27 protein-coding genes and 2 pseudogenes are annotated in these 23650 nt (G+C 71.9%); 11 read left to right on the top strand and 18 right to left on the bottom strand.

Features of this window, described 5'->3' with window-relative positions; translation table 11 throughout:
- Nucleotides 1–24: 24 nt before the first annotated feature.
- From SCNRRL3882_RS38030 to SCNRRL3882_RS38015, 4 genes are all read right to left on the bottom strand, one after another.
- On the bottom strand, nt 25–561 hold the full coding sequence (locus SCNRRL3882_RS38030; protein ID WP_010040565.1) for a flavoprotein: 537 nt from the start codon (nt 559–561) through the stop codon (nt 25–27).
- A 28-nt stretch (nt 562–589) separates the two neighbouring features.
- Nucleotides 590–1048: a nuclear transport factor 2 family protein gene (locus tag SCNRRL3882_RS38025; RefSeq protein ID WP_010040567.1), complete on the bottom strand. Its 459-nt coding sequence runs from the start codon at nt 1046–1048 to the stop codon at nt 590–592.
- Nucleotides 1049–1116: 68 nt separating this feature from the next.
- On the bottom strand, nt 1117–1317 hold the full coding sequence (locus tag SCNRRL3882_RS38020) for a ferredoxin (RefSeq protein WP_010040569.1): 201 nt from the start codon (nt 1315–1317) through the stop codon (nt 1117–1119).
- A gap of 13 nt (nt 1318–1330) precedes the next feature.
- Complete coding sequence (locus SCNRRL3882_RS38015; protein WP_010040571.1) at nt 1331–2527, bottom strand: cytochrome P450; 1197 nt, start codon at nt 2525–2527, stop codon at nt 1331–1333.
- A 348-nt stretch (nt 2528–2875) separates the two neighbouring features.
- Between SCNRRL3882_RS38015 and SCNRRL3882_RS38010 the strand changes: the two genes are divergently transcribed.
- Both SCNRRL3882_RS38010 and SCNRRL3882_RS38005 read left to right on the top strand, forming a co-directional pair.
- Nucleotides 2876–3508 carry a LysE/ArgO family amino acid transporter gene (locus tag SCNRRL3882_RS38010; RefSeq protein WP_010040575.1) on the top strand — a complete coding sequence of 211 codons (633 nt, stop codon included), beginning with the start codon at nt 2876–2878 and terminating at the stop codon, nt 3506–3508.
- Between the two features lie 103 nt (nt 3509–3611).
- Nucleotides 3612–4061 (top strand): nitroreductase family deazaflavin-dependent oxidoreductase, encoded by a 450-nt coding sequence (locus SCNRRL3882_RS38005; RefSeq protein WP_010040577.1) that lies wholly within the window; start codon nt 3612–3614, stop codon nt 4059–4061.
- A 456-nt stretch (nt 4062–4517) separates the two neighbouring features.
- On the opposite strand, the gene SCNRRL3882_RS38000 is transcribed toward SCNRRL3882_RS38005, so the two are convergent.
- Nucleotides 4518–5438: a cation diffusion facilitator family transporter gene (locus SCNRRL3882_RS38000; protein ID WP_010040579.1), complete on the bottom strand. Its 921-nt coding sequence runs from the start codon at nt 5436–5438 to the stop codon at nt 4518–4520.
- 160 nt (nt 5439–5598) lie between these two features.
- Here SCNRRL3882_RS38000 and SCNRRL3882_RS37995 point away from each other — a divergent pair, with 160 nt between their 5' ends.
- Entirely contained in the window at nt 5599–6624 is a 1026-nt protein-coding gene (locus tag SCNRRL3882_RS37995; RefSeq protein ID WP_029181223.1) for a glutathione S-transferase family protein, read from the top strand.
- Between the two features lie 38 nt (nt 6625–6662).
- On the top strand, nt 6663–6959 hold the full coding sequence (locus SCNRRL3882_RS37990; protein ID WP_010040583.1) for a DUF4235 domain-containing protein: 297 nt from the start codon (nt 6663–6665) through the stop codon (nt 6957–6959).
- Between the two features lie 52 nt (nt 6960–7011).
- Here SCNRRL3882_RS37990 and SCNRRL3882_RS37985 read toward each other — a convergent pair whose 3' ends face one another.
- On the bottom strand, nt 7012–7293 hold the full coding sequence (locus SCNRRL3882_RS37985) for an Lrp/AsnC ligand binding domain-containing protein (RefSeq protein WP_010040585.1): 282 nt from the start codon (nt 7291–7293) through the stop codon (nt 7012–7014).
- 94 nt (nt 7294–7387) lie between these two features.
- On the opposite strand from SCNRRL3882_RS37985, the pseudogene SCNRRL3882_RS37980 reads away from it, so the two are divergent.
- A pseudogene (locus SCNRRL3882_RS37980) lies at nt 7388–7795 on the top strand (AzlC family ABC transporter permease); the annotation flags it as partial.
- Nucleotides 7743–7898, top strand: a pseudogene (locus SCNRRL3882_RS42695) (branched-chain amino acid ABC transporter); the annotation flags it as partial. The pseudogenes SCNRRL3882_RS37980 and SCNRRL3882_RS42695, both read left to right, overlap by 53 nt.
- An 85-nt stretch (nt 7899–7983) precedes the next feature.
- Here SCNRRL3882_RS42695 and SCNRRL3882_RS37975 read toward each other — a convergent pair.
- Together SCNRRL3882_RS37975 and SCNRRL3882_RS37970 are read right to left on the bottom strand one after the other, a co-directional pair.
- The gene (locus SCNRRL3882_RS37975; RefSeq protein ID WP_010040589.1) at nt 7984–8376 is read right to left on the bottom strand and encodes a VOC family protein; all 393 of its coding nucleotides are present in this window, start codon (nt 8374–8376) and stop codon (nt 7984–7986) included.
- Nucleotides 8377–8455: 79 nt separating this feature from the next.
- Nucleotides 8456–8920 (bottom strand): pyridoxamine 5'-phosphate oxidase family protein, encoded by a 465-nt coding sequence (locus SCNRRL3882_RS37970; RefSeq protein ID WP_010040591.1) that lies wholly within the window; start codon nt 8918–8920, stop codon nt 8456–8458.
- Between the two features lie 309 nt (nt 8921–9229).
- Between SCNRRL3882_RS37970 and SCNRRL3882_RS37965 the strand changes: the two genes are divergently transcribed.
- The gene (locus SCNRRL3882_RS37965) at nt 9230–10261 is read left to right on the top strand and encodes a 7-epi-alpha-eudesmol synthase (RefSeq protein WP_010040594.1); all 1032 of its coding nucleotides are present in this window, start codon (nt 9230–9232) and stop codon (nt 10259–10261) included.
- 42 nt (nt 10262–10303) lie between these two features.
- On the opposite strand, the gene SCNRRL3882_RS37960 is transcribed toward SCNRRL3882_RS37965, so the two are convergent.
- From SCNRRL3882_RS37960 to SCNRRL3882_RS37935, 6 genes are all read right to left on the bottom strand, one after another.
- On the bottom strand, nt 10304–11554 hold the full coding sequence (locus SCNRRL3882_RS37960; RefSeq protein ID WP_010040597.1) for a cytochrome P450: 1251 nt from the start codon (nt 11552–11554) through the stop codon (nt 10304–10306).
- A complete protein-coding gene (locus SCNRRL3882_RS37955; RefSeq protein WP_029181224.1) occupies nt 11551–12156 on the bottom strand; it encodes a GTP-binding protein in 606 nt (201 codons plus the stop codon). Before SCNRRL3882_RS37955 ends, SCNRRL3882_RS37960 begins: the two co-directional genes overlap by 4 nt.
- Nucleotides 12137–12508: a DUF742 domain-containing protein gene (locus tag SCNRRL3882_RS37950; RefSeq protein ID WP_010040608.1), complete on the bottom strand. Its 372-nt coding sequence runs from the start codon at nt 12506–12508 to the stop codon at nt 12137–12139. Before SCNRRL3882_RS37950 ends, SCNRRL3882_RS37955 begins: the two co-directional genes overlap by 20 nt.
- Nucleotides 12505–12915: a roadblock/LC7 domain-containing protein gene (locus tag SCNRRL3882_RS37945; protein WP_003994857.1), complete on the bottom strand. Its 411-nt coding sequence runs from the start codon at nt 12913–12915 to the stop codon at nt 12505–12507. Before SCNRRL3882_RS37945 ends, SCNRRL3882_RS37950 begins: the two co-directional genes overlap by 4 nt.
- A gap of 5 nt (nt 12916–12920) precedes the next feature.
- Complete coding sequence (locus SCNRRL3882_RS37940; RefSeq protein ID WP_010040613.1) at nt 12921–14645, bottom strand: ATP-binding protein; 1725 nt, start codon at nt 14643–14645, stop codon at nt 12921–12923.
- 249 nt (nt 14646–14894) lie between these two features.
- Nucleotides 14895–15839 carry a GlxA family transcriptional regulator gene (locus SCNRRL3882_RS37935; protein ID WP_010040615.1) on the bottom strand — a complete coding sequence of 315 codons (945 nt, stop codon included), beginning with the start codon at nt 15837–15839 and terminating at the stop codon, nt 14895–14897.
- Nucleotides 15840–15910: 71 nt separating this feature from the next.
- Between SCNRRL3882_RS37935 and SCNRRL3882_RS37930 the strand changes: the two genes are divergently transcribed.
- Nucleotides 15911–16861 (top strand): NADP-dependent oxidoreductase, encoded by a 951-nt coding sequence (locus tag SCNRRL3882_RS37930; protein WP_029181225.1) that lies wholly within the window; start codon nt 15911–15913, stop codon nt 16859–16861.
- Between the two features lie 100 nt (nt 16862–16961).
- Here SCNRRL3882_RS37930 and SCNRRL3882_RS37925 read toward each other — a convergent pair whose 3' ends face one another.
- Both SCNRRL3882_RS37925 and SCNRRL3882_RS37920 read right to left on the bottom strand, forming a co-directional pair.
- On the bottom strand, nt 16962–18068 hold the full coding sequence (locus SCNRRL3882_RS37925) for an NAD(P)-dependent alcohol dehydrogenase (protein WP_010040618.1): 1107 nt from the start codon (nt 18066–18068) through the stop codon (nt 16962–16964).
- A 24-nt stretch (nt 18069–18092) separates the two neighbouring features.
- Nucleotides 18093–19547, bottom strand: coding sequence for an aldehyde dehydrogenase family protein (locus tag SCNRRL3882_RS37920; RefSeq protein ID WP_010040622.1), 1455 nt, complete (start codon nt 19545–19547; stop codon nt 18093–18095).
- A 103-nt stretch (nt 19548–19650) separates the two neighbouring features.
- Between SCNRRL3882_RS37920 and SCNRRL3882_RS37915 the strand changes: the two genes are divergently transcribed.
- The 3 genes from SCNRRL3882_RS37915 to SCNRRL3882_RS37905 all read left to right on the top strand — a co-directional run bounded on the left by SCNRRL3882_RS37915 (nt 19651) and on the right by SCNRRL3882_RS37905 (nt 21535).
- Entirely contained in the window at nt 19651–20088 is a 438-nt protein-coding gene (locus SCNRRL3882_RS37915) for a MarR family winged helix-turn-helix transcriptional regulator (RefSeq protein ID WP_010040624.1), read from the top strand.
- Nucleotides 20089–20314: 226 nt separating this feature from the next.
- Nucleotides 20315–20695 (top strand): anti-sigma factor antagonist, encoded by a 381-nt coding sequence (locus SCNRRL3882_RS37910; RefSeq protein ID WP_010040626.1) that lies wholly within the window; start codon nt 20315–20317, stop codon nt 20693–20695.
- A gap of 177 nt (nt 20696–20872) precedes the next feature.
- Entirely contained in the window at nt 20873–21535 is a 663-nt protein-coding gene (locus SCNRRL3882_RS37905) for a DUF4230 domain-containing protein (RefSeq protein WP_010040630.1), read from the top strand.
- On the opposite strand, the gene SCNRRL3882_RS37900 is transcribed toward SCNRRL3882_RS37905, so the two are convergent.
- Both SCNRRL3882_RS37900 and SCNRRL3882_RS37895 read right to left on the bottom strand, forming a co-directional pair.
- The gene (locus SCNRRL3882_RS37900) at nt 21536–23299 is read right to left on the bottom strand and encodes a complex I subunit 5 family protein (protein WP_010040631.1); all 1764 of its coding nucleotides are present in this window, start codon (nt 23297–23299) and stop codon (nt 21536–21538) included.
- Nucleotides 23299–23646, bottom strand: coding sequence for a sodium:proton antiporter (locus tag SCNRRL3882_RS37895; RefSeq protein ID WP_040903308.1), 348 nt, complete (start codon nt 23644–23646; stop codon nt 23299–23301). Before SCNRRL3882_RS37895 ends, SCNRRL3882_RS37900 begins: the two co-directional genes overlap by 1 nt.
- Nucleotides 23647–23650 lie beyond the last annotated feature (4 nt).

Here is a 23650-nt window from a genome sequence, read left to right as displayed (position 1 = left end):
CGTGCTCGTGCGCACTCGAAGGCGTCAGCGCCGTTCGACCAGGTCCAGCGCCCGTTCCCAGCCGAACTCGGGCCGCCGGCCGTCCTCGTCCGGTTCTCCGGAGTACGGCTGCCCGAACCGCACGCCCATCCCCCGCAGCCGTTCGAGACTGTCCCGGTAGGCGGGGTGGGAGGCCAGCGCGTCGGCCACGCACGGCAGGACGGCGACCGGCACGCCGAGCCCCGCGACCTCGCACAGGGTGCCCAGGGCGAGGGTGTCGGCGACGCCGGCCGCCCACTTGTTGACGGTGTTGAAGGTGGCGGGCGCGACGACCACGGCGTCGGGCGCCGGGAACGGGCGCGGCTCGCCCGGGGTGCGCCAGGCGGACCGGATCGATCGGCCCGTCTGGGCCTCGACGGCCGCGGTGTCGAAGAAGCCGTTCATGGCGACGGGTGTCGCGATGACACCGACCTCCCAGTCGCGCTCCTGCGCGGCGGTGATCAGTTTGCTGACGTCCGCGGCGATGCCGGCGGCGCAGACGACGACGTAGAGGAAGGGCTTCCGGGCGGCCTGTTCGGTCATCCCGGAAACCCTAGCGACTGCGCCCGGCTCACCGGAGGGGGAACGTGGCTCCGCGCTCCTGCTCCTGCCGCGGGCCGAAGATGCGGCGCTCCCGCTCCTCGATCGGTACGTCGTTGATGCTCGCCTCGCGGCGGGTCATCAGGCCGTGTTCGTCGAACTCCCACAGTTCGTTGCCGTAGGAGCGCCACCACCGGCCTTCGGCGTCCCTGCACTCGTACTGGAAGCGGACGGCGATGCGGTTGCCGTCGAAGGCCCATAGGTCCTTGCGCAGCGCGTACTCCTGCTCGCGTTCCCACTTCCTGGTCAGGAACTCGGCGATCTCGGCACGTCCGGTGAGGAAGGTGTCGCGGTTGCGCCAGACGGAGTCCTCCGAGTAGGCGAGGGCGACCTTGTGCGGGTCGCGGGTGTTCCAGGCGTCCTCGGCGGCCTGGACCTTCTGCGCGGCGGTGTCCCGGGTGAAGGGCGGCAGCGGAGGGCGGTCGGTCATGGAACTCCCTGATCGGCTGCGGAGAACGAGCGTTCTCCGCAGCGGCTGCTGAGCGGTCGCGGCGGGTGTCAGCTCACCGTCTCCGACACGGTGATGGCGCTCACCGGGCAGGCCCGGGCGGCCTCCCGCACCAGCGGGCTGCCGGCGCCGTCCTCGTGGCCGGGCAGCAGGGCGCTGTAGCCGTCGTCGTCCTGGGTGAACACGTCCGGGGCGGTCAGGGCGCACTGGCCCGCGCCGATGCAGACGTCCTTGTCGATGTCGATGTGCATGTCCGGAATCCTCTTACCAGGTCACGGGGAGTTCCAGCATCCCCTGGATCGTGTCGCCCGGTTTGAAGGGGATCTCCTCGGCCGGGGCGGCCAGCCGCAGCGTGGGCAGCCGGTCGAAGAGGGTGCGCAGGGCGATCTCCAGTTCGGCGCGGGCGAGGTTCTGGCCGAGGCACTGGTGGATGCCGAAGCCGAACGCGACGTGGTGCCGGGCCGGGCGGCTCCAGTCGAGCGTGTCCGGCTCGGGGTAGACCGCCTCGTCGCGGTTGATGACGGAGGTCGCGAAGACCACGCCGTCGCCCTTGCGGATCGTCGTCCCGGCCACCTCGATGTCCTCGACGGCCATGCGCAGCAGGCCGTCCGCGATCGACAGCATCCGCATCAGCTCCTCGACCGCGGCCGGCACCAGCCGCGGGTCGGCGCGCAGCTCGGCGAGCCGCTCGGGGTGCTGGAGCAGGGTGAAGGTGCCGAGCGAGATCATGTTGGCGGTCGTCTCGTGGCCCGCGACCAGCAGGATGAGCGCCAGGGCGATCAGGCCCTCGCGGTCGAGCGCGCCCTCGCTCAGCTGCCGGTGGACCAGGTCGTCCAGCAGGCCGGTGCCGGGGTCCCGCTGCTTGCTGTCGATCAGCTCGCCGAAGTACGCCTCCAGCCGGTCGCGGGCGTCCTCCACGTCGGCGGTCTCCGGGCCGCGCAGCAGCCTCCGTGACTGGGTCTCGAAGAAGTCGTGGTCGGCGTACGGGACGCCGAGCAGGGCGCAGATCACCATGGACGGCACGGGCAGCGCGAAAGTGCTCACCAGGTCGGCCGGCGGGCCCTGGGCGATCATCGCGTCGAGCCGTTCGTCCACGATCTGCTGGATCCGTGGCCGGAGTTCGACTGCCCGTTTGAGGGTGAAGTCGCCGACGACCATCCGCCGCTGTGTGCGGTGCTCGGGGTCGTCGACGCCGAGGAGGGCCGTTCTGCGGTTCTTGATCCCGGCGAATCGCCGGGTCGGGGCGGGGAAGCCGGGACGGTTGCGGTTCGAGGACAGGCGCGGGTCGGCCAGCAGCGCGCGGGCGGTCGCGTGCCAGCTGACCAGCCACGCCTCACGGCCGTCGAAGAGGGTGATGCGGGTCAGGGGGCGCTCGCTGCGCAGCGGATCGTAGGCGGCGGGCGGCTGGTAGGGGCAGGTCCGGCTCTGGGGGAAGGCGACGGGTGCGGTCGTTTCCGTCATGAAGACCTCGCAGACGAAGTGTGCGTCGTGCCGATCTTCATTAGATGCCCCAGGCACCTATGGGGCGACATGAAGTTCGGCCAGATCGATGGTGGCGGCAACATGGCCGAGGAGCGCCGCCTTCCAGTTCGAACGCCGGGCGTCGGGACCGGGGTGCGGGAGCCGCCTCCCGGCCGCAAGCGGGGTGCGCCGGTGCCGGTTCGAAAACCGGTTGTCGGTGGGGCGGGACAGGCCCCAGGATCCAGCCATGTCTGCGTTCGCTCTCGTCCTGCCGCTGTCCGCCGCCGCTCCTGCCGCGCGCCGACAGCAGCGGTCCGGCCGCCGTGGAGGGCCGACGCCGCCGCGGTCATGACGGCCGCGCTCGTCGCGGGGCTGCTCGCCGGGTACGGCATCGCCGTCCCCGTCGGCGCGGTCGGGACCTACCTGGTCTCCCTCACCGCCCGCTCGTCCCTGCGCACCGGTGTCTGCGCCGCGCTCGGCGTCGCCACCGCCGACGGGCTGTACGCCCTCGCGGCCACGCTCGGGGGCACGGCCCTGGCCGGCGCGCTGCGGCCGGTGCTCGGGCCGCTGCGGTGGGTCTGTGTCCTGGTGCTGTTCGCGCTGGCGGCGTGGGGCGCGGTCACGGCCGTGCGCGAGTACCGCGGCCACCGGCTCGCCACCCGGACCGCCTCCGCTCCCCCGGGTCCCGCCCGGGCCTACCTGGGGCTGCTCGGCGTCACCCTCCTCAACCCCACGACCGTGATCTACTTCGCGGCTCTCGTGCTCGGCTCCCGGGCCGCGGGGCCGGCCGGCCCCCTGGAGCAGGGCGTCTTCGTGCTCGCCGCCTTCGCCGCCTCGGCGAGCTGGCAGGTGCTGCTCGCCGGGAGCGGAGCCCTGCTGGGGAGGACGCTGACCGGCCACCGGGGCCGGCTGGGGACGGCGCTGGTGGCGAGCGGGGTGATGACGGTCCTGGCCGTGCGGATGGCGGTGGCGCCGGGGTGATGCGCGCGGCCGGCCGGGATGTGTCGGGGTGCGGATGATTCGCGGGCGTAACGGTGTTGAGGCGGGTGCCGATCAGCCGCGACACGACGATGGGACGGATGCCATGCCTCTCCAGGGCGAGTACGAACCCAGCCCGACGCAGTGGGTGCGCAATCAGGTGGAGCTGTACGAGAGCTCCGGCGGTACGCAGGGCACGACCCTCCAGGGCTCGAAGATGCCGGTGGTCGTCCTGACCTCACGGGGTGCCCGGAGCGGCAAGCTGCGCAAGACGCCGGTGATGCGGGTCGAGCACGAGGGGCGTTACGCCGCCGTCGCCTCTCTCGGCGGCTCACCCAAGCACCCGGTCTGGTACTTCAACATCAAGGCCGATCCGCACGTGGAGCTCCAGGACGGCCCGGTGAAGCAGGACATGATCGCCCGTGAGGTCACGGGCCAGGAGAAGGCCGAGTGGTGGGAACGCGCCGTCGCGGCGTATCCGGCGTATGCCGACTACCAGAAGAAGACGGACCGGGAGATCCCCGTCTTCGTGCTGGAGCCGGCTGACGGCGGGTGACGCGGCAGGCCTTCGGCGCCCCCGGGCGGACATCCGAGCAGGATGAGGACGGGCCCCTGGGGTGACCGGCAGGCGTCGGCCGCCCAGGGGCTCTGTTTCCGGCCGCGGGGAAGCGGTCATCACCCGTCCGTTGGGGCACGGACGGCCGTCCGTCCGGCGGGCACGAAACGTCACCCGACCGATGGGACACAGATCGTCGCCCGACCGGCGGGCACGAAACGCCACCCGCCCGTCGGGGCACACGGCGTGGTCCGTCCGGCGGCGTCAAGGGCGGCGCCCCGCCGGGTCGGTGTCCGGGGCCCCGGAACCCCGCCTCCCGTAGGTGTTCCTTCCGGTCCGCCCGGCACGTCCACCGCGCGGAGCGGGCCGGAGAAGTCGACCGCCCTGTCCGGGGCGGTCGGCGGAAAAGTTCTTCTTCGGGGGTGCATGAACCGTCGATGACGGGGCACGCGTGGGTCAGGCCCCGCCGCGTTCCCCCGTCGCGGCGGGGCTTTCCGCTGCCTCCTGCGCGCGACGGTCGGTGACATCGAGGAAGATCTGGTCGGCCTCGGGGACCGTCCGGGCGATGGAGCGCTTGATGCGCACGGCGACATCCTCGACGCGCTCGCTGTCCAGTCCGGGCACGAGGTCGACGCGGGCGGCCACGAGAGCGGAGTCGAGGCCCGTCTTCATGGTGAACAGCGCCTCCACACTGTCGATCTCGGGCTGTGCCCGCAGCAACTCCCGGATCCGCCCGCTCGCCTCCTGGTCCGCGGCCTCGCCGATCAGCTGATCGCGGGCGTCCCGGCCCAGCCGGTAGGCGACGTAGACGAGCAGCGCGCCGATCGCCAGCGACGCGGACGCCTCCCACACCACCTGGCCCGTGACCATGTGCAGCGCCATTCCGGCGATGGCCAGCGTGACGCCGAGCACCGCCGTGCCGTCCTCGGCGACGACCGTGCGCAGGGCGGGGTCGCGCATCCCGGCGCCCGTGCCGCCCTGCCGGCGCACCTGGTACAGCGCCCGCAGCAGAGAGGCGCCCTCCGCGAGGAGGGCGATACCGAGCACGATCAGGCCGGCCACATAGCCGCCGAGTTCCTCCTCCGCTCCGCTCGCCAGGGCCTCGAAGCCCTGGAAGAAGGAGAAGCAGCCGCCCATGACGAAGATCCCGACGGCCGCGAGGAGCGACCAGAAGAACCGCTCCTTGCCGTAGCCGAACGGGTGACGCCGGTCGGCGGGGCGGCGGCTGCGGCGCAGTGCCGCCAGTAAGAAAACCTCGTTCAGGCTGTCGGCCACCGAGTGGGCCGCCTCCGACAGCAGTGCCGGTGATCCCGCGGCCAGGCCGCCGACCGCCTTGGCGGCCGCGATCACCAGATTGGCAGCGAGCGCCACCAGCACGGTGACGCGTGTCCTCCGATCAGATCCTTCTGCACTCACCCACGCCGATTGCCCCGGTCGGCGGTGCTCACACCGTGCCGTCGGCGGAAAAAGGGGAACGCGTTCACCAGGGCACACGCACGACAAGCAGGCCACACGTATGCCGAAGGAGGTCATCCCCATGAGCCGCGACGACGGCGACGACGGCAACAGCGCCTACGGAAGGAGGACGTTCAAGCGGTCCAAGGCGCACTTCACGGACCGGATCACCGCCGACGGCCGGGACGGCTGGCCGGTGGAGGCCGGCCGCTACCGTCTGGTCGTCAGCCGCGCCTGCCCGTGGGCGAGCCGGTCGCTGGTCTCCCGGCGGCTGCTCGGCCTGGAGGACGCGCTGTCCCTGGCCGTCGCCGACCCGATCCAGGACGACCGCAGCTGGCGCTTCACGCTGGACGAGGACGGCCGCGACCCGGTCCTCGGCATCCGCTACCTCAGCGAGGCCTACGACCGGCGGGAGACCGGCTATCCCGGCGGTGTCAGCGTGCCGGCGGTGGTGGACGTGCCGAGCGGCGAGCTGGTCACCAACGACTACCAGCAGCTGACGCTCGACCTCGCGACCGAATGGACGGACCTGCACCGGGAGGGCGCGCCCGACCTGTACCCGCACGAGCTGCGCGACGAGATCGACGAGGTGATGGCGGACGTCTACGAGGACGTCAACAACGGCGTGTACCGGGCGGGTTTCGCCACCGAGCAGGAGGAGTACGAGACCGCCTGCACGGGCGTGTTCCGGCGGCTGGAGCTGCTCGCGGACCGGCTGGAGCGGCAGCGGTACCTCGTCGGCGACACCATCACCGAGGCGGACATCCGGCTGTTCACCACGCTGGTCCGGTTCGACGCGGTCTACCACGGCCACTTCAAGTGCAACCGCTGGAAGCTGACGGAGAACCGGGCGCTGTGGGGATACGTCCGGGACCTCTACCAGACGCCCGGCTTCGGCGACACCGTCGACTTCGACCACATCAAGCGCCACTACTACCAGGTGCACACGGGCATCAACCCGACCCGCGTCGTGCCGCTGGGCCCGGACCTGTCCGGCTGGCTGACCCCGCACCACCGCGAGGAGCTGGGCGGCCGGCCGTTCGGTGACGGTACGCCGCCCGGGCCGGTCCGCGCCGAGGAGCGGGTCCCGGCAGCCCACACCCCCTGACCACCGACATCCACCCCTCACCGACCAAGGAGATTCACGTGGCCAAGAAGAAGAAGCTGCCCATCGCCTACCAGCCCCTCGGATTCGTGCTGGGCTGGTCCAGCGGCTGGCTGGCCGGGCTGGCCTTCCGCAAGACGTGGATGGCGATCCGGCACGAGGAGGACGCGCCCGACGCGCTGGACAAGGACCGCGGCTGGGGGGAGATCCTGCTGGCCGCCGCGGTCCAGGGCGCCATCTTCGCCGTGGTGCGCAGCGCCGTGGACCGCGCGGGCGCCAAGGCCATCGAGCGTTCCACCGGCACGTGGCCGGCCGGGGAGAAGGGCGGCCGCGACTGACCGTGCGCCGGTGCCTCGCCCGGCTCCGGCCGGGCGAGGCAGGCCACCGTGCTCAGCCGTCCACCTTGATCGTCTTCATGGTGAGGTGCGACTCCAGGCGCAGAACGGCGGGCAGACCGCTGAGCTTGCCGGTGAGGAAGGCCTCGTAGGCGGCGTGGTCGGCCACGGCGACGCGCAGGCGTCCGTACATGCGCCGGAACTCGACGACCTCCTCGTAGGAGGCCACGGTGCTCTCGAACTCCTCGACGGCCTTCCGGTCCTGCGCGTGGATCTCGACGTCGATGAGCACTTCGAGTTCGCGGCCCGGCGCAGACAGAGCACGATCGGCAACCATATGAGGCGGCTGCTTACCTAAAATTGCCGACATGCGAACAAGCCGTGCGGCGCGGGCCGCCTTCCGGGGTGGGCCGGGCTGTCCGCCGCGCTGATACGGCGGTTCCTTCGAGTTCCTGCTCATCGGCATGGCCACCGCCGCCGCCCCGCTCGCGTCCATCGCCGTGGCCGCGTTCCTGGTGCGGGCGCGGCACGTCTTCTACGCCCTGTCCTTCCCCCTGCACCGGGTGCGGGGGCGTCTCGCCAGGACGTACAGCACCTTCGCGCTCACCGACGAGGCGTACGCCCTGACCTCCACCGAGCGGTCCCGCAGCTGGTCGAGCGAGCGCATCCTGTGGCTCCAGTTCTTCATGCACCTGTACTGGGCCGGCAGCGCGACGGCCGGGGCCCTGCTCGGCTCCCTCGTCCCGGACGGCGTCACCGGACTGGACTTCGCCCTGACGGCCCTGTTCGTCGTCCTCGCGGTACCTCAGCACCCGGATGCCCGCCGGCGTGATGGTGATCCTGGTCGTCTACTGCCTGCGCGACCTCCCCGTCACCGATTCGTGCGCCGCGGCACCGCTGACCGCCCTGGCCGTCACGGTCGGCCTGCACCTCTGGCGCCGCATGTGGCCCTGGCCGGCACCGTGTTCGCCCGCTGAGCCGATCCTCACCGTCGGGCTCTGCCCGCAGCCGACTGAAGCCGGTCGGGTCAGCCCTGTTTCGGCGCGGTCGGTGGGGTGCGGCGCAGAACGAAGGAGTGGCCTGCCGGGTCGGCGTAACCGCGCTCCTCCAGGGGGCCCGAGGCCTCCTTGGCCTCCAGGGGGCGGCCGCCGAGGGAGATGACCCGGCGTTCCACCGCGTCGAGGTCGTCCACCACGAACTCCAGGTGCGCCTGGAGGGAGTTCTCGGGGCGGGGCCAGCTGGGCGGGGTCGCGTTGACGTCCCGGCGCAGCGCGATGCGGAAGCCGTCCGCGCCCTTGATCTCCACCCGGTTGGCGGTCGCGACCGCCTCCTCCCCCTCCAGCAACTCCTTGTAGAACACGGCGAGCTTCTCGGGCTCGGCACAGTCGAGTACCAGGACACCCGCTTTCACCAGTGCCATGTCTCCTCCGCAGGATTCCGGCCGCGGGGCGGTCGTGCCCCGCGGCCTCGTACCTTGCGGTTATCCCGGTCCGGCCGATTCAGTCGGCCGTCAACCACTCTCCGTCGCGCATGAGTTCGCGGCCGTCCAGTTCATCGGCCTCCCGCCAGGCCTGTACGCGCTGCGGCACGACGCGGAAGTAGAGGTACGGCGTGGCCAGGCGGCGGGGGTCGAACCCGGTCTTGGCGGCGAAGAGTTCGGCGTCCTGCTCGGTCAGCTCGCCGGGCTGGACGGTCTCGACGGTGCCCTCGACCATGACGACGTCACGGGTCGGTCCGATTCCGACGCGGGCCCTGCCGGTCGCGGCCAGATTCCGTCCGGTGGGGCTCGACGCGGGCGTGGCGAACAGCAGGTACGAGCCGTTCCAGAGGAACGACAGCGGGACGAGGTACGGCGTCCCCGACGCGCTGTCGGCCGTGGCGACCCAGGCGTCCACGTCGTTCTCCAGACGGTGCAGGGTGTCCTTCTTGCGCTGCCCAGCGCTGCGTGCGGGTGCGGACGTCATCGTCGGCGGTCCTCCTGAAACGTCGTCAACGGACGGTCACCAGTGTGACGTTCCGAGGCTGCGGAGGCCCGGTCGACAAGCCGGGGCCGGGTGAGGGACGAGGGAGTATACGCAGCTCATGCGCTTCGGGCAGTAACGGACATCACGGCAGGGTCACGGAATGGCTTATTCACGCCTTGGGCAGTCTCGTAGCGCTTCTCGGTTCAACTTTCGGACTGCGAAGCCGAGTTCGAGTGTGCGGGCGGTTCACGGCACCGCTCGCTCGCAGGGGTGGGGGGACTCTGCGGTCCGTCTCCCGAAAGGAAGCACATGCCTCAGGACGTCCGGTTCGATCTCCCCTTCGACACGCCGGTCAGCGAGCATCTGGAGTACGCCCGGGCACGCCATCTGCGCTGGGTGTGGGAGATGCGCCTGGTTCGCAGCCGGGACGGGTTCGAGGAGTACAAGTCCTGGGACCTGCCCCAGGCGGCAGCGCGCACCTATCCGCACGCGTCGGCGGACGACATGGTCGTCCTGATGAACTGGTTCTCGCTGGCCTTCCTCTTCGACGACCAGTTCGACGCCAGCCGGCCCGACCGCGCCGACCGCATAGCGGAGGTCGCACGGGAGCTGATCGTCACGCCCCTGCGGCCGGCGGGCAGTCCGCCCCGGGTGGCCTGTCCGATCACCCTCGCCTGGGCCGAGGTGTGGAAGTACCTCTCCCATGGCATGTCCCTGACATGGCAGACGCGTTTCGCCGCCTCGTGGGGGCGGTTCCTGGTCGCGCACTGCGAGGAGGTCGACCTGGCGGCCCGGGGTCTGGAGGGCACGCTGGGGCTCGACGAGTACGCCGAGTTCCGGCGCCGTACGGTCGGCATCCACCACAGCATCGACGCGGGCGAGCGCAGCCGCGGCTTCGAGGTGCCCGCCCAGGCGATGGGGCATCCGGTGATGGAGCGGATGCGTGACCTGGCCGCGGACACCATCGGGTTCATGAACGACATCCACTCCTTCGAGCGGGAGAAACGGCGCGGCGACGGCCACAACCTCATCGCCGTGCTGCGCCGGGAGCGGGGCTGCTCCTGGCAGCAGGCCACCGACGAGGCGTACCGGATGACGATCGCCTGTCTCGACGAGTACCTCGAACTCCAGGAGCGTGTCCCGCAGATGTGCGACGAACTGCGGCTCGACGAGGCGGAGCGGGACCGGGTGCGGATGGGCGTCGAGGCCATCCAGCACTGGATCAACGGCAACTACGAGTGGGCGCTGACCAGCGGCCGCTACGCGGCGGCGAAGGAGGGCCCGGTGGCGACGGCCGAACTGGCCGGACGGGGATCGGTGGACGACCTGCTGACCGTGTGACGACGGGACGGTGCCCGGCCGGACATCCGGCCGGGCCCGGCGTCAGACCGGGAACTCGACCGGCAGGCTGTCCAGCCGCGACTCCCACGTGGAGGCGGTCGAGGTGAGCTCGTCCGGGGGCACGGCCAGGGTCAGGCCCGGCAGGCGGTGCAGCAGGACGTCCACGGCGATCTCGATGACGGACTGGCCGATGCTCTGCCCGGGGCACTCGTGCGGACCGGAACTGAACGCCAGATGAGCCTGGTTGCCCTGGACCGAGACGCCGGTGTCCGGCCGGATCTCCGGGTCGATGTTGCCCGCCGCGAGGCCGAGGACCAGCAGGTCGCCCTCCTGGATCTGGTGGCCGCCGAGTTCCAGGTCGCCGGCGGCGAACCGGCCCGGCAGCACGGCCAGCGGAGGGCTGTTCCACATGACCTCCTCCACCACGGCCGAGATGTTCAGCTGCCCGCTGATCAGTCCGGAGAGCCGGGCGGTGTCGGTGAGGATCAGCTGGAGGACCCGGGCCAGCAGGTTGCTGGTCGTGGTGTGCGCGGCGATCAGTACCAGACGCAGATGGCTGACCACCTCCTCCTCGTCGAGGCCGGCCGCGTGCCCCAGCAGGGCGGTGGTGAAGTCACCACCGGGCTCGGCCCGCTTGCGCTCGGCCAGTTCCCCGAGGATCGCCATGATGCGGTCGTTGTGCGCCAGGGCGTCCTCGCCGCCCTTGAGGACCTGGGCGCAGGACTCGACCAGGTCCCGGCCCTCCGCCTCGGGCAGCCCGAGGATGCGGGAGAGGACGAGCATCGGCAGGTACTCGGCGTAGTCGGACACGAGGTCGGCGCGTCCGGTGGCCGCGAACGCGTCGATCTGCTTGTTCGCGAAGTGGGTCGCGTGCCGCCGGATGCCCCGGGCCGAGGCCGCCTGGAGTCCGTCCGTGACGGCGGCCCGCAGCCTGCGGTGCGGCTCGCCGTCCTGGGAGACGCAGTCCGGCCGCCAGCCGAGCATCGGGATCAGCGGCGAGGTCTCCTCGACGCGCCCCTCGGCCCAGTCCCGCCAGATCCGCGCGTCCCGGCTGAACTGGCGGGGGTTGTCGAGCACCCGCCGGTTGTCGCGGTAGCCGAGGACCAGCCAGGCGGGAACGTCGCCTTCGAGCAGGACCGGCGCGACCGAGCCGTGCTCCTTGCGCAGCCGCTCGTAGATGCCCACCGGGTCGGTCGAGGCCTCCGGCCCGTAGAGCCGGGTGAGTTCGGTCGCCTGGTGGGCGACGGGGCAGCCGCGGGGTGCCTGGAGGGGGTTTTCGGTCTGATCGTTCATCGGGGCTCCAGGGCCACGGCCGAGCGTTCCTTCAGGTGGTGGATCAGGGCGACGAGGACGTCACGGCTCGAGGCCCGGTCGCGTGCGTCGAAGGCCACGACCGGGGTGTGCTCGGGGATGTCCAGGGCGTCGCGGATCTCCTCGACCGGGTAGTTCCGGGAGTCGGGGAAGACGTTCAGCGCGACGACGAACGGGACGTCCTGCCGCTCCATCTCCTCGATCGCCCGGAAACTGGATTCCAGGCGGCGCGTGTCCACCAGGACGATCGCGCCGAGCGCCCCCTTGAACAGCCCGTTCCACAAGAACCAGAACCGCTCCTGGCCCGGCGTGCCGAACAGGTAGAGCACCAGGCTCTCGTTGATCCCGATCTTGCCGAAGTCCAGGCTGACCGTGGTCTGCGTCTTGTCGGCGACGCCGATGAGGTGGTCGACGTCGACGCTGGCCTGGGTGAGGGTCTCCTCGGTGGTGAGCGGCTTGATGTCGCTGACCGACCGGACCATGGTGGTCTTCCCGGTGCCGAACCCGCCGGCGATCATCACCTTCACCGAGCGGGTGTCCCCGGCCGCCCGCCCTCCGGGTTGGTCAAAGCCTTTCAAGTCCACTGAGTACCTCCTCAAGGAGCGCGAGGTCGGGCCCGCGGCCGGCGTCGTGCGCCGGGATGGGATCACGGGCTTCGACGCGACCTGCGTCCAGCAGGTCCGACAGCAGCACCGCGAGAATGTTGAAGGGCAGCCCCAGGTGGGCGCCGAGTTCGGCGACCGACAGCGGATCGCGGCAGCGCCGGAGGATCTCCTCGTGCTCGTGCTGCATGCCCGGTAACGGGGCGGCGCGGGCGACGACGAGAGTCGCCACGTCGAGGCTCGACGCCGAACCGCCCGGTCCGCTGCGCCCTCCCGTGAGGACGTAGTAGCGCTCGAGACCGGACGGGTCCGACGGCCTGCGGGGAGCACTCATCCAGAGTGCTCCTCCAGGCGCGGAGTGGTGCCGAGGAGCTCACCCATCCTGCGGGCCAGGTCCCTCATCTGGTGCCCGAGCAGGCCCTGGTCGAGGCCCTCCCTGGCGAGGACACCGAGGTACGTCTCCACACCGGCGCGGACGACGAAGAGGTGCCCGCCGTCGACCTCGATCATCGCGAGGCGCAACTGCCCGGCGTACTTGGGGAACTGCTCGGCGACCGGCTGGGCCAGTGCCTGGAGGCCGGCCACCACGGCGGCGAAGCGGTCGACGTCGTCGGGGTCTTCGGCGCCGTAGGAGGTGATGGCCTTGCCGTCGCTGGAGGCCACGAGGGCGAAACGGATCTCCTGGATGCTCTCGACGAGATCACGGAGCGCCCAGCTCACATCTGTTCCTTGCTGCGTCATGAGGACTAGTCGCTCTCTTCGGTGCGGTACTCGGTGGACACGCGTCCGGCGGGGGTATCGCGGTCGTCGCCCGCCGGGGAGGCCTCTTCGGCGTCGCGTCCGGCGGTGGCGAAGGCCGCGAGACCGGAGAAGGAGGCGTCCGGCGGGACGGCGGAGACGGTGCCCCGGTCGGTCCGGTCGGCCTGCCTGGGCCCGTCCGTCTCGTTCCGCTTGCTGCGGCGCCGGGGCAGTCCGCCGGGTGTGGTCTCCACGCTTTCCGTCCGCGCGGCCGGCGCGGGGGCGGTGACCGTCTCGCGGGCCGGGGCGGCCGCGGCGGTACGCACCTCCGGGGCGGGCGCGGCCTGGGCGGCCGTGGCCGCCGGCAGCGGGCTGAAGTACTTGTGCGGGACCACGACCACCACGGAGGTGCCGAGCCAGGGCGAGTCCGCGAAGGTGACCCGGATGCCGTAGCGGCGGGCGAGGGCGCCGACGACGCGCAGGCCGATGCTGGCGTCCTCGGTGATGCCGCCGAGGCCCGCGCCGGGCGCGGTGCCCGCGAGGGCGTGCTCGGCCTCGCGCTTCTTCTCCTCGCTCAGGCCCTTGCCGGAGTCCTGGATCTCGATGCCGACGCCGTTGGGGACCTCCTTGCCGGAGATGAGCACCGGCTCGGTGGGCGGCGAGTAGCGGGCCGCGTTGTCCAGGAGGTGGGCGAAGATCAGCGTCAGGTGATCCACCAGGCCGCCGTCGACGCCGAGTTCGGGCAGATGGCGCACCTGGACGCGGTGGAAGTCCTTGATGCGGCCGATGCCGCCGCGCACCACGCTCAGCAGCCGCTGCGGCTCCTGCCACTGGCGTCCCGGACGGTCCGAGCCGCCGAGCACACCGATGCTCGCGGCGAGCGAGTCGGCGGGGCCGAGTTCCTGGTCGAGCTCCATCAGACCGCGCGCGACGGCCGGGAGCCTGCCGTGCTCGCCCTGCATCTCGTGCAGCCGGCCGCGGAGCTTGCTGGTCAGCACGTGGATGCGGTTGCCGATGCTGATCACGGCCTGCTCGGCGGAGGTGGAGCGGTCGAACTCCGCCTCCAGGCCGATCAGGGCGGTGCGCAGCAGCTTGCGCAGTTCGGCCTGGAGGTCGGCGCTGACCTTCGCGCACTGGTTGACGGTCGGCAGGACGTCGTCGATGGCCTCGCCGGAGCGCAGCTTCTCCATGGCGTCGGGCAGTTGCTCGTCGGCGAGCCGGGCGACCGCGGCGAGCTGGTGGGAGAGCTGCTCCTGCCAGACCTCGGCCTGGTCGGCGAGCTGGGCCTCGTAGGACCTGGCCTGCTCGGTCAGCCGTTCCTCATAGGCCCGGGACTGGTCGGCGAGCTGCGACTCGTACGTGGCGCTCTGCTCGGCGAGGCGCCGCTCGTACGACGCGTTCTGCTCGGTGAGCTGGGACTCCAACGTGGCGCGCTCGGCGGAGAACTTCCGTTCCAGGCCCGCGACATGCTGCTGCCACTGCTGGTTGTGCTCGGCCTGCGTGGTGCGGAAGGAGCCCTCCGCCCTGTGCAGTTGGGCCCGGGTGCGCAGCAGCAGGCGTACGCACACGGCACCGGCCGCCGTCGCCGCGATGCCGGCGACGGCCGTGGTTATTCGCTCCGAGCTCATGAACGTGGCGGCAACGGTCCCGCCTCCCAAGCCCAGCGGCATCAACCACCAGCTGTACCAGGCGACAGGGGCCCGCGCCGCCGGTGGCGGAGTGGCGAGTTCCATCTGCATCCTTCGAGGCAACACGATCGAACAGGGGGGTGTGGACCGCACTCATGAGTACGCACCGCGAGTCGACCGGACGCGATCGCGTCAACTCGCAGCGCCGATCGGAACCTTATCGGGTTTGAACCCGAAAGGATCAACCTTGCCCCCCGCCGGACGTGAGGGTTCCGTCACGCTCCGACAGAAAGCAACAGGTCGACAAATGGCTTTGCTGCCCGAGCAGTTGGGCGGACGCCGGGCCGTGCCGGGTCAGCGCGTGGTCTGGAACGTGCGGCGGTAGGCCTGCGGGGTCACCCCGATCGCCGCGTTCAGGTGCTGGCGCAGGGAGGCGCCGGTCGCGAAGCCGACCCGGCCCGCGATCTGGTCGACGGTGAGGTCGCTGGACTCCAGCAGATGCCGGGCCCGGCCCACCCGCTGCTGGATCAGCCAGCGGCCGGGGCTGAGACCCACCTCTTCGTGGAAGCGGCGGGCGAACGTGCGCAGGCTCATCCGGGCGTGACCGGCGAGGTCGGCCAGGGTGAGCGGTTCGCCGAGGCGTTCCAGGGCCCAGGCGCGGGTGGCCGCGGTGGTCGCGGCGCCCTGTTCGGGGACGGGCTGTTCGATGTACTGGGCCTGGCCGCCGTCCCGGAACGGCGGGACCACGCAGCGGCGGGCGACGGTGTTGGCCAGGCGGCTGCCGTGGTCCTTGCGGACCAGGTGCAGGCAGACGTCCACGCCGGAGGCGGCTCCGGCGGAGGTGAGGATCGGGTGGTCGTCGACGAACAGCACGTCCGGGTCGAGGTCGACGTGCGGGAACATGCGCCGGAAGTGGTCGGCGACCTGCCAGTGGGTGGTCGCCCTGCGGCCGTCGAGGAGCCCGGCGGCGGCGAGGACGAAGGCGCCGGTACAGATGGAGACGATGCGCGTCCCCGGGCGGATGAGCGCGAGCGCGGCCAGGACGTCGCCCGGCACCTCGTCGGCCAGGTGGGCGGGCGCGACGGGCGCGATCACCACCGTGTCGGCCGTGGCCAGGGCCTCGGGGCCGTGTTCCACGGTGACGCCGAAGTCCGCGTTCGTGCGCACCGGACCGCCGTCGACCGAGCAGGTCAGCACCTCGTACCGGCCGTCGGCCGCGCCCAGGATCCGGCTCGGGATGCCCAGTTCGAACGGGTACACGCCGTCCAGGGCCAGGACCACCACTCGCTCACGTCGCATGGCACGATCCTATCGAAGGTTGGCAATTCTGCCATTGGCGGCTCGGGCGCGGACGGGCACGCTTGATCACCATGAGCACACAGAACACGATGCGAGCCATCAGCCAGGACGTCCTCGGCGGCCCCGAGGTCCTGAAGGAAGTGGAGATCGAGCGCCCGGCGCCCCGGCCGAACGAGGTGCTGGTCCGGGTGCGGGCCGCCGGGGTCAACCCGACCGACTGGAAGCACCGCGCCACGGGCGGTTTCCTGGGCGATCCGCCCTTCGTCCTCGGCTGGGACGTCTCCGGGGTGGTGGAGGCTGTCGGCATCGGCGTCGCGGCGTTCGCGCCCGGTGACGAGGTCTTCGGCATGCTGCCGTATCCGTTCGGGCACGGCTCGCACGCCGAGTACGTCATCGCTCCGGTACGGGCCCTGGCCCGCAAGCCGGCCGGGATCGACCACGTCCAGGCGGGCGCGCTCCCGCTGGTGTCGCTGACCGCGTGGCAGGCGCTGGTCGAGCACGCGGAGCTGCGGCCCGGGCAGCGGGTGCTGATCCACGCCGCTGCGGGCGGGGTCGGGCACGTGGCGGTGCAGATCGCCAAGGCGCGCGGCGCCCATGTGATCGGCACCGCGAGCGCGGGCAAGCACGGGTTCCTGCGGGAGATCGGCGTGGACGAGGCGGTGGACTACCGGGAGACGGACTTCACCGAGGCCGTGAAGGACGTCGATGTCGTCCTGGACACGATCGGCGGCGACAACGCCCTGCGCTCACTGCGCGTCCTGCGCCCGGGCGGGGTCGTGGTGTCGATCCTGCCGGGAGGCTCGGACGACTTCTACGAAGAGGCCGGGCGGCTCGGTGTGCGCGCGGTCCGGATGCTGGTCGACGCCGACCGCGCAGGCATGGAGACGATCGCGGAACTCGCCGAGACGGGCAGGCTCCGCGCCACCATCGCCGGAACCTTCCCGCTGGCCGCCGCCGCGGAGGCCCACGCCTCGGGCGACACGGGCCGAACGACGGGGAAGCTGGTCCTGGTCGACGACTGACCCGGACGGCAACGCCGCCCCGAAGGGGCGCGGGGAACTGCGCGACAAGCCACGGCCGGGCCGCACACACAGGTCCACCGCACCCCCCGGGTTCTCCGCGTCAGAACATCAGGACCGGCTTGATCGTCTTGCCCGACCTCATGTCCTGCACCGCCCGGTCGATGTCCCCGAAGGGATACGTGCCGATCAGGCGGTGCAGCGGGAGCCGACCGTCCTTCACCAGGCGGACCAGCGCGGGGATCATGGTCTGGGTCTCGCTGTCGCCGAGGGTGAGGCCCACGATCCGCTTGCCCCCGAGCAGGCCGTTGACGTCGAGGGCGACCTCGGTGCCGAAGGGCGGGGCACCGACCACGACCAGGGTGCCGCGGGCGGCGAGCGCGTCGACGCCCTGGCGCAGGACGCCGACATTGCCCGTGGTCTCCACGACACCGTCCGCGCCCCGGCCGCCGGTGATCTCGGCGAGGGCCGGGGCGAGGGCCGTCCCGCTCGTGTCGACGGTGTGCGTGGCACCCAGTTCCGTCGCCAGCGACAGGCGTTCGGAGACCCTGTCGACGGCGACGATCCGCGTGGCCGGGGTGAGGGCCGCCGCCATCACGGCCGACAGGCCGACCGCTCCGGCGCCCAGGACGACGACCGTGCTGCCCGTGTCCGGCTTCAGGACGTTCCAGACGGCACCCACACCGGTCTGCACGCCGCAGCCCAGCGGGGCGATGGACTCCAGCGGCACGTCCGGGTCGACCTTGACGAGGCTGCGCTCGTCGGCCAGGGCCCGCTCGGCGAAGGAGGACTGGCCGAAGAAGTGCCCGCCCAGGGCCTGGCCCCCGCGGCTGATGGTGCTCGTGCCGTCGGCCCGGCTGCCGCCGAGCAGGTTCAGCGGCAGCCAGGTCGCGCAGTACGCGGGGTGCCCGCCGCGGCAGTTGCGGCAGTCGCCGCAGGAGGTGAAGGAGAGCAGGACGTGGTCGCCGGGCGTGACGCCGGTGACGGCGGAGCCGACGGCCTCGACGACGCCCGCGCCCTCGTGGCCGAGGACCCCGGGCAGCGGGAAGGGCAGTCCGCCGCTCGCCACACCGAGGTCGGTGTGGCACAGGCCGGTGGCGACCATGCGGACCAGCGCCTCGTGCGGGCCGGGTTCGTCCAGGACGACGTCGGAGAGGGTGAAGGGCGCGCCGCCGGACTCGACGACCGCGGCACGGGTGGTGGTGGGCATCGCAAGAGCTCCTTGACGACTGTCTCAGTCGAGCGAGACGACGACGGACTTGACCTTGGTGTAACCGGCGAGCGCCTCGGGCCCGTACTCGCGGCCGTAGCCGGAGTCCTTCACGCCGCCGAAGGGCATCGCGGGGTCGAGCATCGCCCAGTCGTTGACCCAGACGATGCCGGCCTGGAGCCGGTCGGCGACCCGGTGCGCGCGGGCGAGGTTGGTGGTCTGGACGCCCGAGGCCAGGCCGTAGGGCGTGGAGTTGGCGAGGGCGACGGCCTCGTCCTCGTCGTCGAAGGGCTGCACGGTGAGGACCGGGCCGAAGATCTCCTCCTGGACCACGCGGGAGTCGTTCGACAGGTCGGCGATGACGGTGGGCTTGTAGTAGTAGCCGCCGTCCAGGTCGAGCCGCTCGCCGCCGCAGACGATCCGGGCGCCCTCCTTGCGGGCCAGGGCGACGTACTCCTCGACCTTCCTCAGGTGCTTCTCGGCCGCCATCGGGCCGACGACCGTGGCCGGGTCGCGCGGGTCGCCGACCGGCACACCGGGCACGGCCTCGGCGAGGATGCCGAGCAGCGTGGGGTACACCGAGCGGGCCACCAGCAGGCGCGGGCCGCCCATGCAGAACTGGCCGGTGTTGAAGACGAAGCCCTTGATGACGGCGCCGACGGCCTTCTCCAGGTCGGCGTCCTCGAAGACGATGTGCGCGGCGTTCCCGCCGAGTTCCATGGTGACGGGCTTGAGGGCCTCGCCCGCGACGCTCGCCACGTGCCTGCCGATCGCGGTGGAGCCGGTGAAGGCGACCTTGTCGACGCCCCGGTGCCGCAGCAGCGCCTCGCCGGCCACCGGGCCGGTGCCGGTCACGACGTTCACCACGCCGTCCGGTACGCCGGCCTGCTGGAACAGCCGGGCCATGTAGAGGGCGCTCAGCGGGGTCTCGTCGGCGGGCTTGTGGACGACCGTGTTGCCGGCCGCGAGCGCCGGGCCGATCTTGGAGCCGGCGAGGATCAGCGGGAAGTTGAACGGGGTGATGGCGGCGACCACGCCGAGCGGCTCGCGCTTGGTGTAGGCGAGGGCGTTCATGGGGGTGTCGCGCAGGGCGCCGTCCTGGCTCTGCGCGAGGTTGGCGAAGTACTCGTAGTCGTTGGCCGCGTTCGTCACGTCGACGGCGCCGCACAGCGTGATCGGCTTGCCGACGTCGAGGCTCTCCAGTGCGGCGATCTCGTCGGCGTTCTCGCGGATCAGCTGGGCGACGCGGTGCAGCACCCGGCCCCGCTCGCGGCCGCTCAGACCGGACCAGGCGCCGTCGTCGTGGGCCTCGCGGGCGGCCCGCACGGCCGCGTCGACGTCGGCCGGGCCCGCCTCCGCGACGGTGGTGACGACCGTGCCCCGGGACGGGTCGACCACCTCGGTACGCGCCCCGTCGGCGGCCTCGCGCCACTGTCCCCCGATGAACAGCCGTCCGGGTTCCCTCTCGAAGGTGGTCATCGCCACTCCTCAGCGTCGTCGCCAAGATTTCAACAAACAGGATTCCTGTTGGTTCGCAGTCTCTTTACAGACAGGTTTCCTGTCAATGCTCTAGCCTGCATCCATGCTCGACGCACAGGCGACCAAGGCACCCCCTTCCCTGCTCTACATGGTCAAGCAGGTGGAGCTCGTCGTGCGCTCCCACCTGGACGAGCTGGTCAGACCCTCCGGGATCACCGCTCTCCAGTACACCGCGCTGACCGTGCTGGAGCGGCACGACGGACTGTCGGCGGCCCAGCTGGCGCGTGACTCCTTCGTCACCGCGCAGTCCATCGCCGACCTGGTCCGCTCCCTGGAGGGCCGCGGGCTGGTGCGCCGGGAGCGCAACCCCCGCAACCGCCGCGAGCTGCTGATCCTGCTCACCGACGCCGGGCGGGAGCTGCTCGCGCAGTGCGCCGGGCCCGTCCGGGAGCTGGAGGAGCGGATGGTGCGCGACCTCACGGCGCACCAGACCGAGCAGTTCCGCCAGGCCCTCATCAAGGCGTGGCACGCCTTGTCGTAGTCCGGGGACGCTCTGTCGTGGCCCGAGGCGCACGCCGGAGATCACGCCCGCGCTCACGCCCGCGCACGCCCCGCGCGAACCTCGGCCAACTCGGCCGCAATTCAGAGACATATGTCAATCGAACATGCTCAAATTCACTCGTTGGAGGGTAACTTGCAGGGCGGGGAACGGTTGTGAGGACCGCGGCCCCTCCCCACGCACGGAGCAGGCTGGAGGCGATCTCGTCGTGCGGCAGGAACCTGCACCGCTCACCCGGCATCTGCGCGTCCGCCAGGAACGGGGGCACACGGTGCTGGAGTTCCGCGGCGAGATCGACCTCGCCGCGGCCACGGAGATGGCCCCGCACCTGGACCGGGAGACGAACCGCCGCGCCGCCCGGATCGTGATCGACCTCAGCGGGATCGAGTTCTTCGACTGCTCGGGCCTGCGGCTGCTGTACCGGGCCAGGAGCCGGGTGCTCGACCGGGACGGGCAACTGCTCCTCGTCTGCGCCCACCCGTTGACGCTGCGGGTCCTGCGGATCACCGGCCTGTCCCGGCTGCTGCCCCCGCAGCCCACGCTGGACGCCGCCCTGGAGCAGCCGGAGGCGGCCTCCGGCCCGGTGTGATGCCCAGGGGGTGTCCGCAAAGTCCCGCCTGCCCCGCGGCGTCCGGGCGGACGACGGGACCTTGCGGACACCCCCTGTGCGCCCTCCCGTGCTTCCGCTGACGTCCTTGCGTCCTCAACCGGCCGGTCTGCCAAGGGCCGTGGCGGGCATCCGGACAGTAGGAAGGAGGGCCGTCGCATGACGACTCCCGTCAAGCGTCTCCCCGGGCGCGTGCCCGGCTGGGCGAAGGTGCTCGGCGCGCTCGTGCTGGTGCTCGTCGTGTTCTTCGCCGGGATCCGGCTGAGCGTGATCCCGGGCCTGAAGGACCTGTTCGGCACCGACACCCACGACCGGTCCGGCCCCGCGCTGCTGAAGTCCATCCAGGACCTCAGCCGTTACGACGCCGCCTCCGGCAACTTCCAGGTCGTCGTGGACCTGGAGAAGGACGCCAAGTTCCTCCCCGACGCGATCCGCGGCACCCGCACCCTGTACGTCGGCGCGGGCACCGTCGACGCCTACGTCGACCTGGGCAAGGTCGGCGACAACGACGTACAGGTCAACGGCGACCGCACGTCCGCCACGCTCCGGCTGCCCCACGCGCGACTGGGCAAGCCGGCCCTCGACCCCGACCGTTCCTACGCCGTCTCCAAGCAGCGCGGTCTCTTCGACCGCCTGGGCGACCTCTTCTCGGACAACCCCAACGGCGAACAGGCCGTGCAGAAACTCGCGGTACGGCACATCGGCGACGCGGCGAAGGAGAGCGAGCTGACCGCCCGGGCCGAGACCAACACCACGGGCATGCTCGAAGGCCTGCTGCGTTCCCTGGGCTTCAAGGAGGTGCGCGTCTCGTACGGGGACTGATCAGCTCCCGAGGACCCCGGGCAGGGCCAGCGCGCCCAGCAGCGTCGTGCCCACCAGCAGCCACGCGACGTAGTCCCCGACGTGCCCGGACTGGAGGCGCCGCAGCGGCAGCGCCCGGCCCGGCGCGGCGAGCAGCCGCGGCCGGGTGACGGCGACGGCCGCGAGGGCGAGCGCCGACGCGGAAGAGGCCAGGCCGAGCAGGACGCCGAGCGGAGTCCAGTGCACCGGGACGTGCACCAGGCCGCCGGTTCCGGCCTCCTGCACGGCGTGGCCCACCGCGCCGCCGAAGCCGGGGACCACACCGACGGCGAGGGATCCGGCGAGCAGCACCGCCGGGACGGCCGTCATGGTGTCCGGGACCCGGCTCAGCCGGTGCCGGGTCTCGGGCTCCTCGCCGGAGCCGGTCGTCTCGTAGGCGTCCTTTTCCTCCGGCCGGGGCCCGAGGCCGAGGAACACGCGCGCGGCGACCCGCAGGACCGCCCCGGCGGTCACCGCGCTCGCCAGGACGTACAGCACGGTGAGCGGGCCGCCCACGGCCTCCTCGGTGACCGACTTGCCGAGCGCCGTGCCGAAGGGCGGCAGCCCGGCGAGGCCGAGCCCGCCCACGACGAACAGGACGGCCACTCCCCGCAGGTGCCGGGCCCGGCCGTGCAGCGCGTGCTCGTCGACCGAGCCGTACCGGTCGAGGAGGATGCCCGTGCAGGCGAACAGCGCGGCCTTCACACCGGCGTGCCCCAGGACGTACAGGGCGACCCCGTCGTCCGCCTCCGGGGTGAGGGTGCCGATGCCCGTGAGGAACAGCCCCATGTGGGCGACGGTCGAGTAGGCAAGCAGCCGTTTGATGTGCCGCTGGTACCAGCACATGACCGCGCCGACGACCGCCGTCAGCACGCCGAGCGCCACCAGGGCCCGCTCCACGTCGGCTGCGGGCAGCCCGCCCGGCCCGGAGAAGACGGTGTCGTGGACCCGCCACACACCGAAGGCGCCGAGCTCCACCATGACGCCCGACAGCAGCATGCAGACCGGGGTGGGGGCCACCGCGTGCGCGTCCGGCAGCCAGAAGTGGAACGGTACGGCCGCGCCCTTGACCAGCAGCCCGGTCAGGACCAGCACGAATCCCGCGAGGACCAGCGCGTCGGGCGGACCGTGCGCGTCCAGCCCCTGCCCGATCCGCCTCATGCCCAGCTCGCCGGTACGGGCGTACAGCAGGCCGATGCCCATCAGCATGGCGTACGCGCCCAGTGAGTTGACGACGCCGAAGGTCAGCGCCCCCTGCACGGCCCGGGCCTCCTCGACCCGGTGGCCGGTCAGCGCGTAGGCGACGACGCTCATCAGCTCGAACCACACGAACGTGTTGAACAGGTCGCCCGCGATCGCGAAACCGCACATGCCCGCCTGGAAGAGCAGCAGCAGCGCCGGGAACGAGCCGGAGTGCCCGCGCGGCGGTTCCTCGAAGTAGTGCCAGGAGTACACCAGGGCGGCCAGGGTCAGAGTCGAGGCGAGCGCGGCCATGCCGAGCCCCGGCCCGTCCCCCACCAGGACGATCCCGACGCTCTCTCCGTGCACGGGCACCCAGCCGCCCACCCATTCAACCTGCGGTTGCGAGGAGTCGAGCAGGAGGACGACCGCGAGCCCGGCGGTTCCGGCGGAGACGGCACAGCCGGCGGACTCGGCGGCGGCCCGGGGTACCCGGCGGCCGCCGGCGGCCAGCAGGGCGGCCCCGAGCAGCGGGACGGCGACGAGGAGCGGCAGCAGGTGGTGCATCAGCCGCGCAGCTCGGAGAGTTCGTCGGGGTCGACGGTGCCGTGCCGCTTGGAGACCTGCACGACGAGGGCGAGGAGCAGGGCCGTGACGGTGGCGCCGACGACGACGTCGGTGAGGGCCAGGGCCTGCACGACCGGGTCGACGACCGGCCGCGCGCCGGGTTCCAGGTCGGAGTAGACGGGCGCAGTGGCCCCGTCCCGGTAGCCGACGGCCAGCAGCAGCACGTAGGTCGCGCACTGGCACACCGACAGGCAGCCGACGGCGTGGATGAGATCGCGGCTGGTGGCCAGGCCGTAGCAGCCGGCCAGGAAGATCCACGCGGCGACCAGGTAGGCGAACACGTCCATCACA

It is taken from the genome of Streptomyces chartreusis NRRL 3882 (assembly GCF_900236475.1).
GTDB classification, from domain to species: domain Bacteria; phylum Actinomycetota; class Actinomycetes; order Streptomycetales; family Streptomycetaceae; genus Streptomyces; species Streptomyces chartreusis_D.
This window is presented reverse-complemented; position numbering and strand designations above follow the sequence as displayed.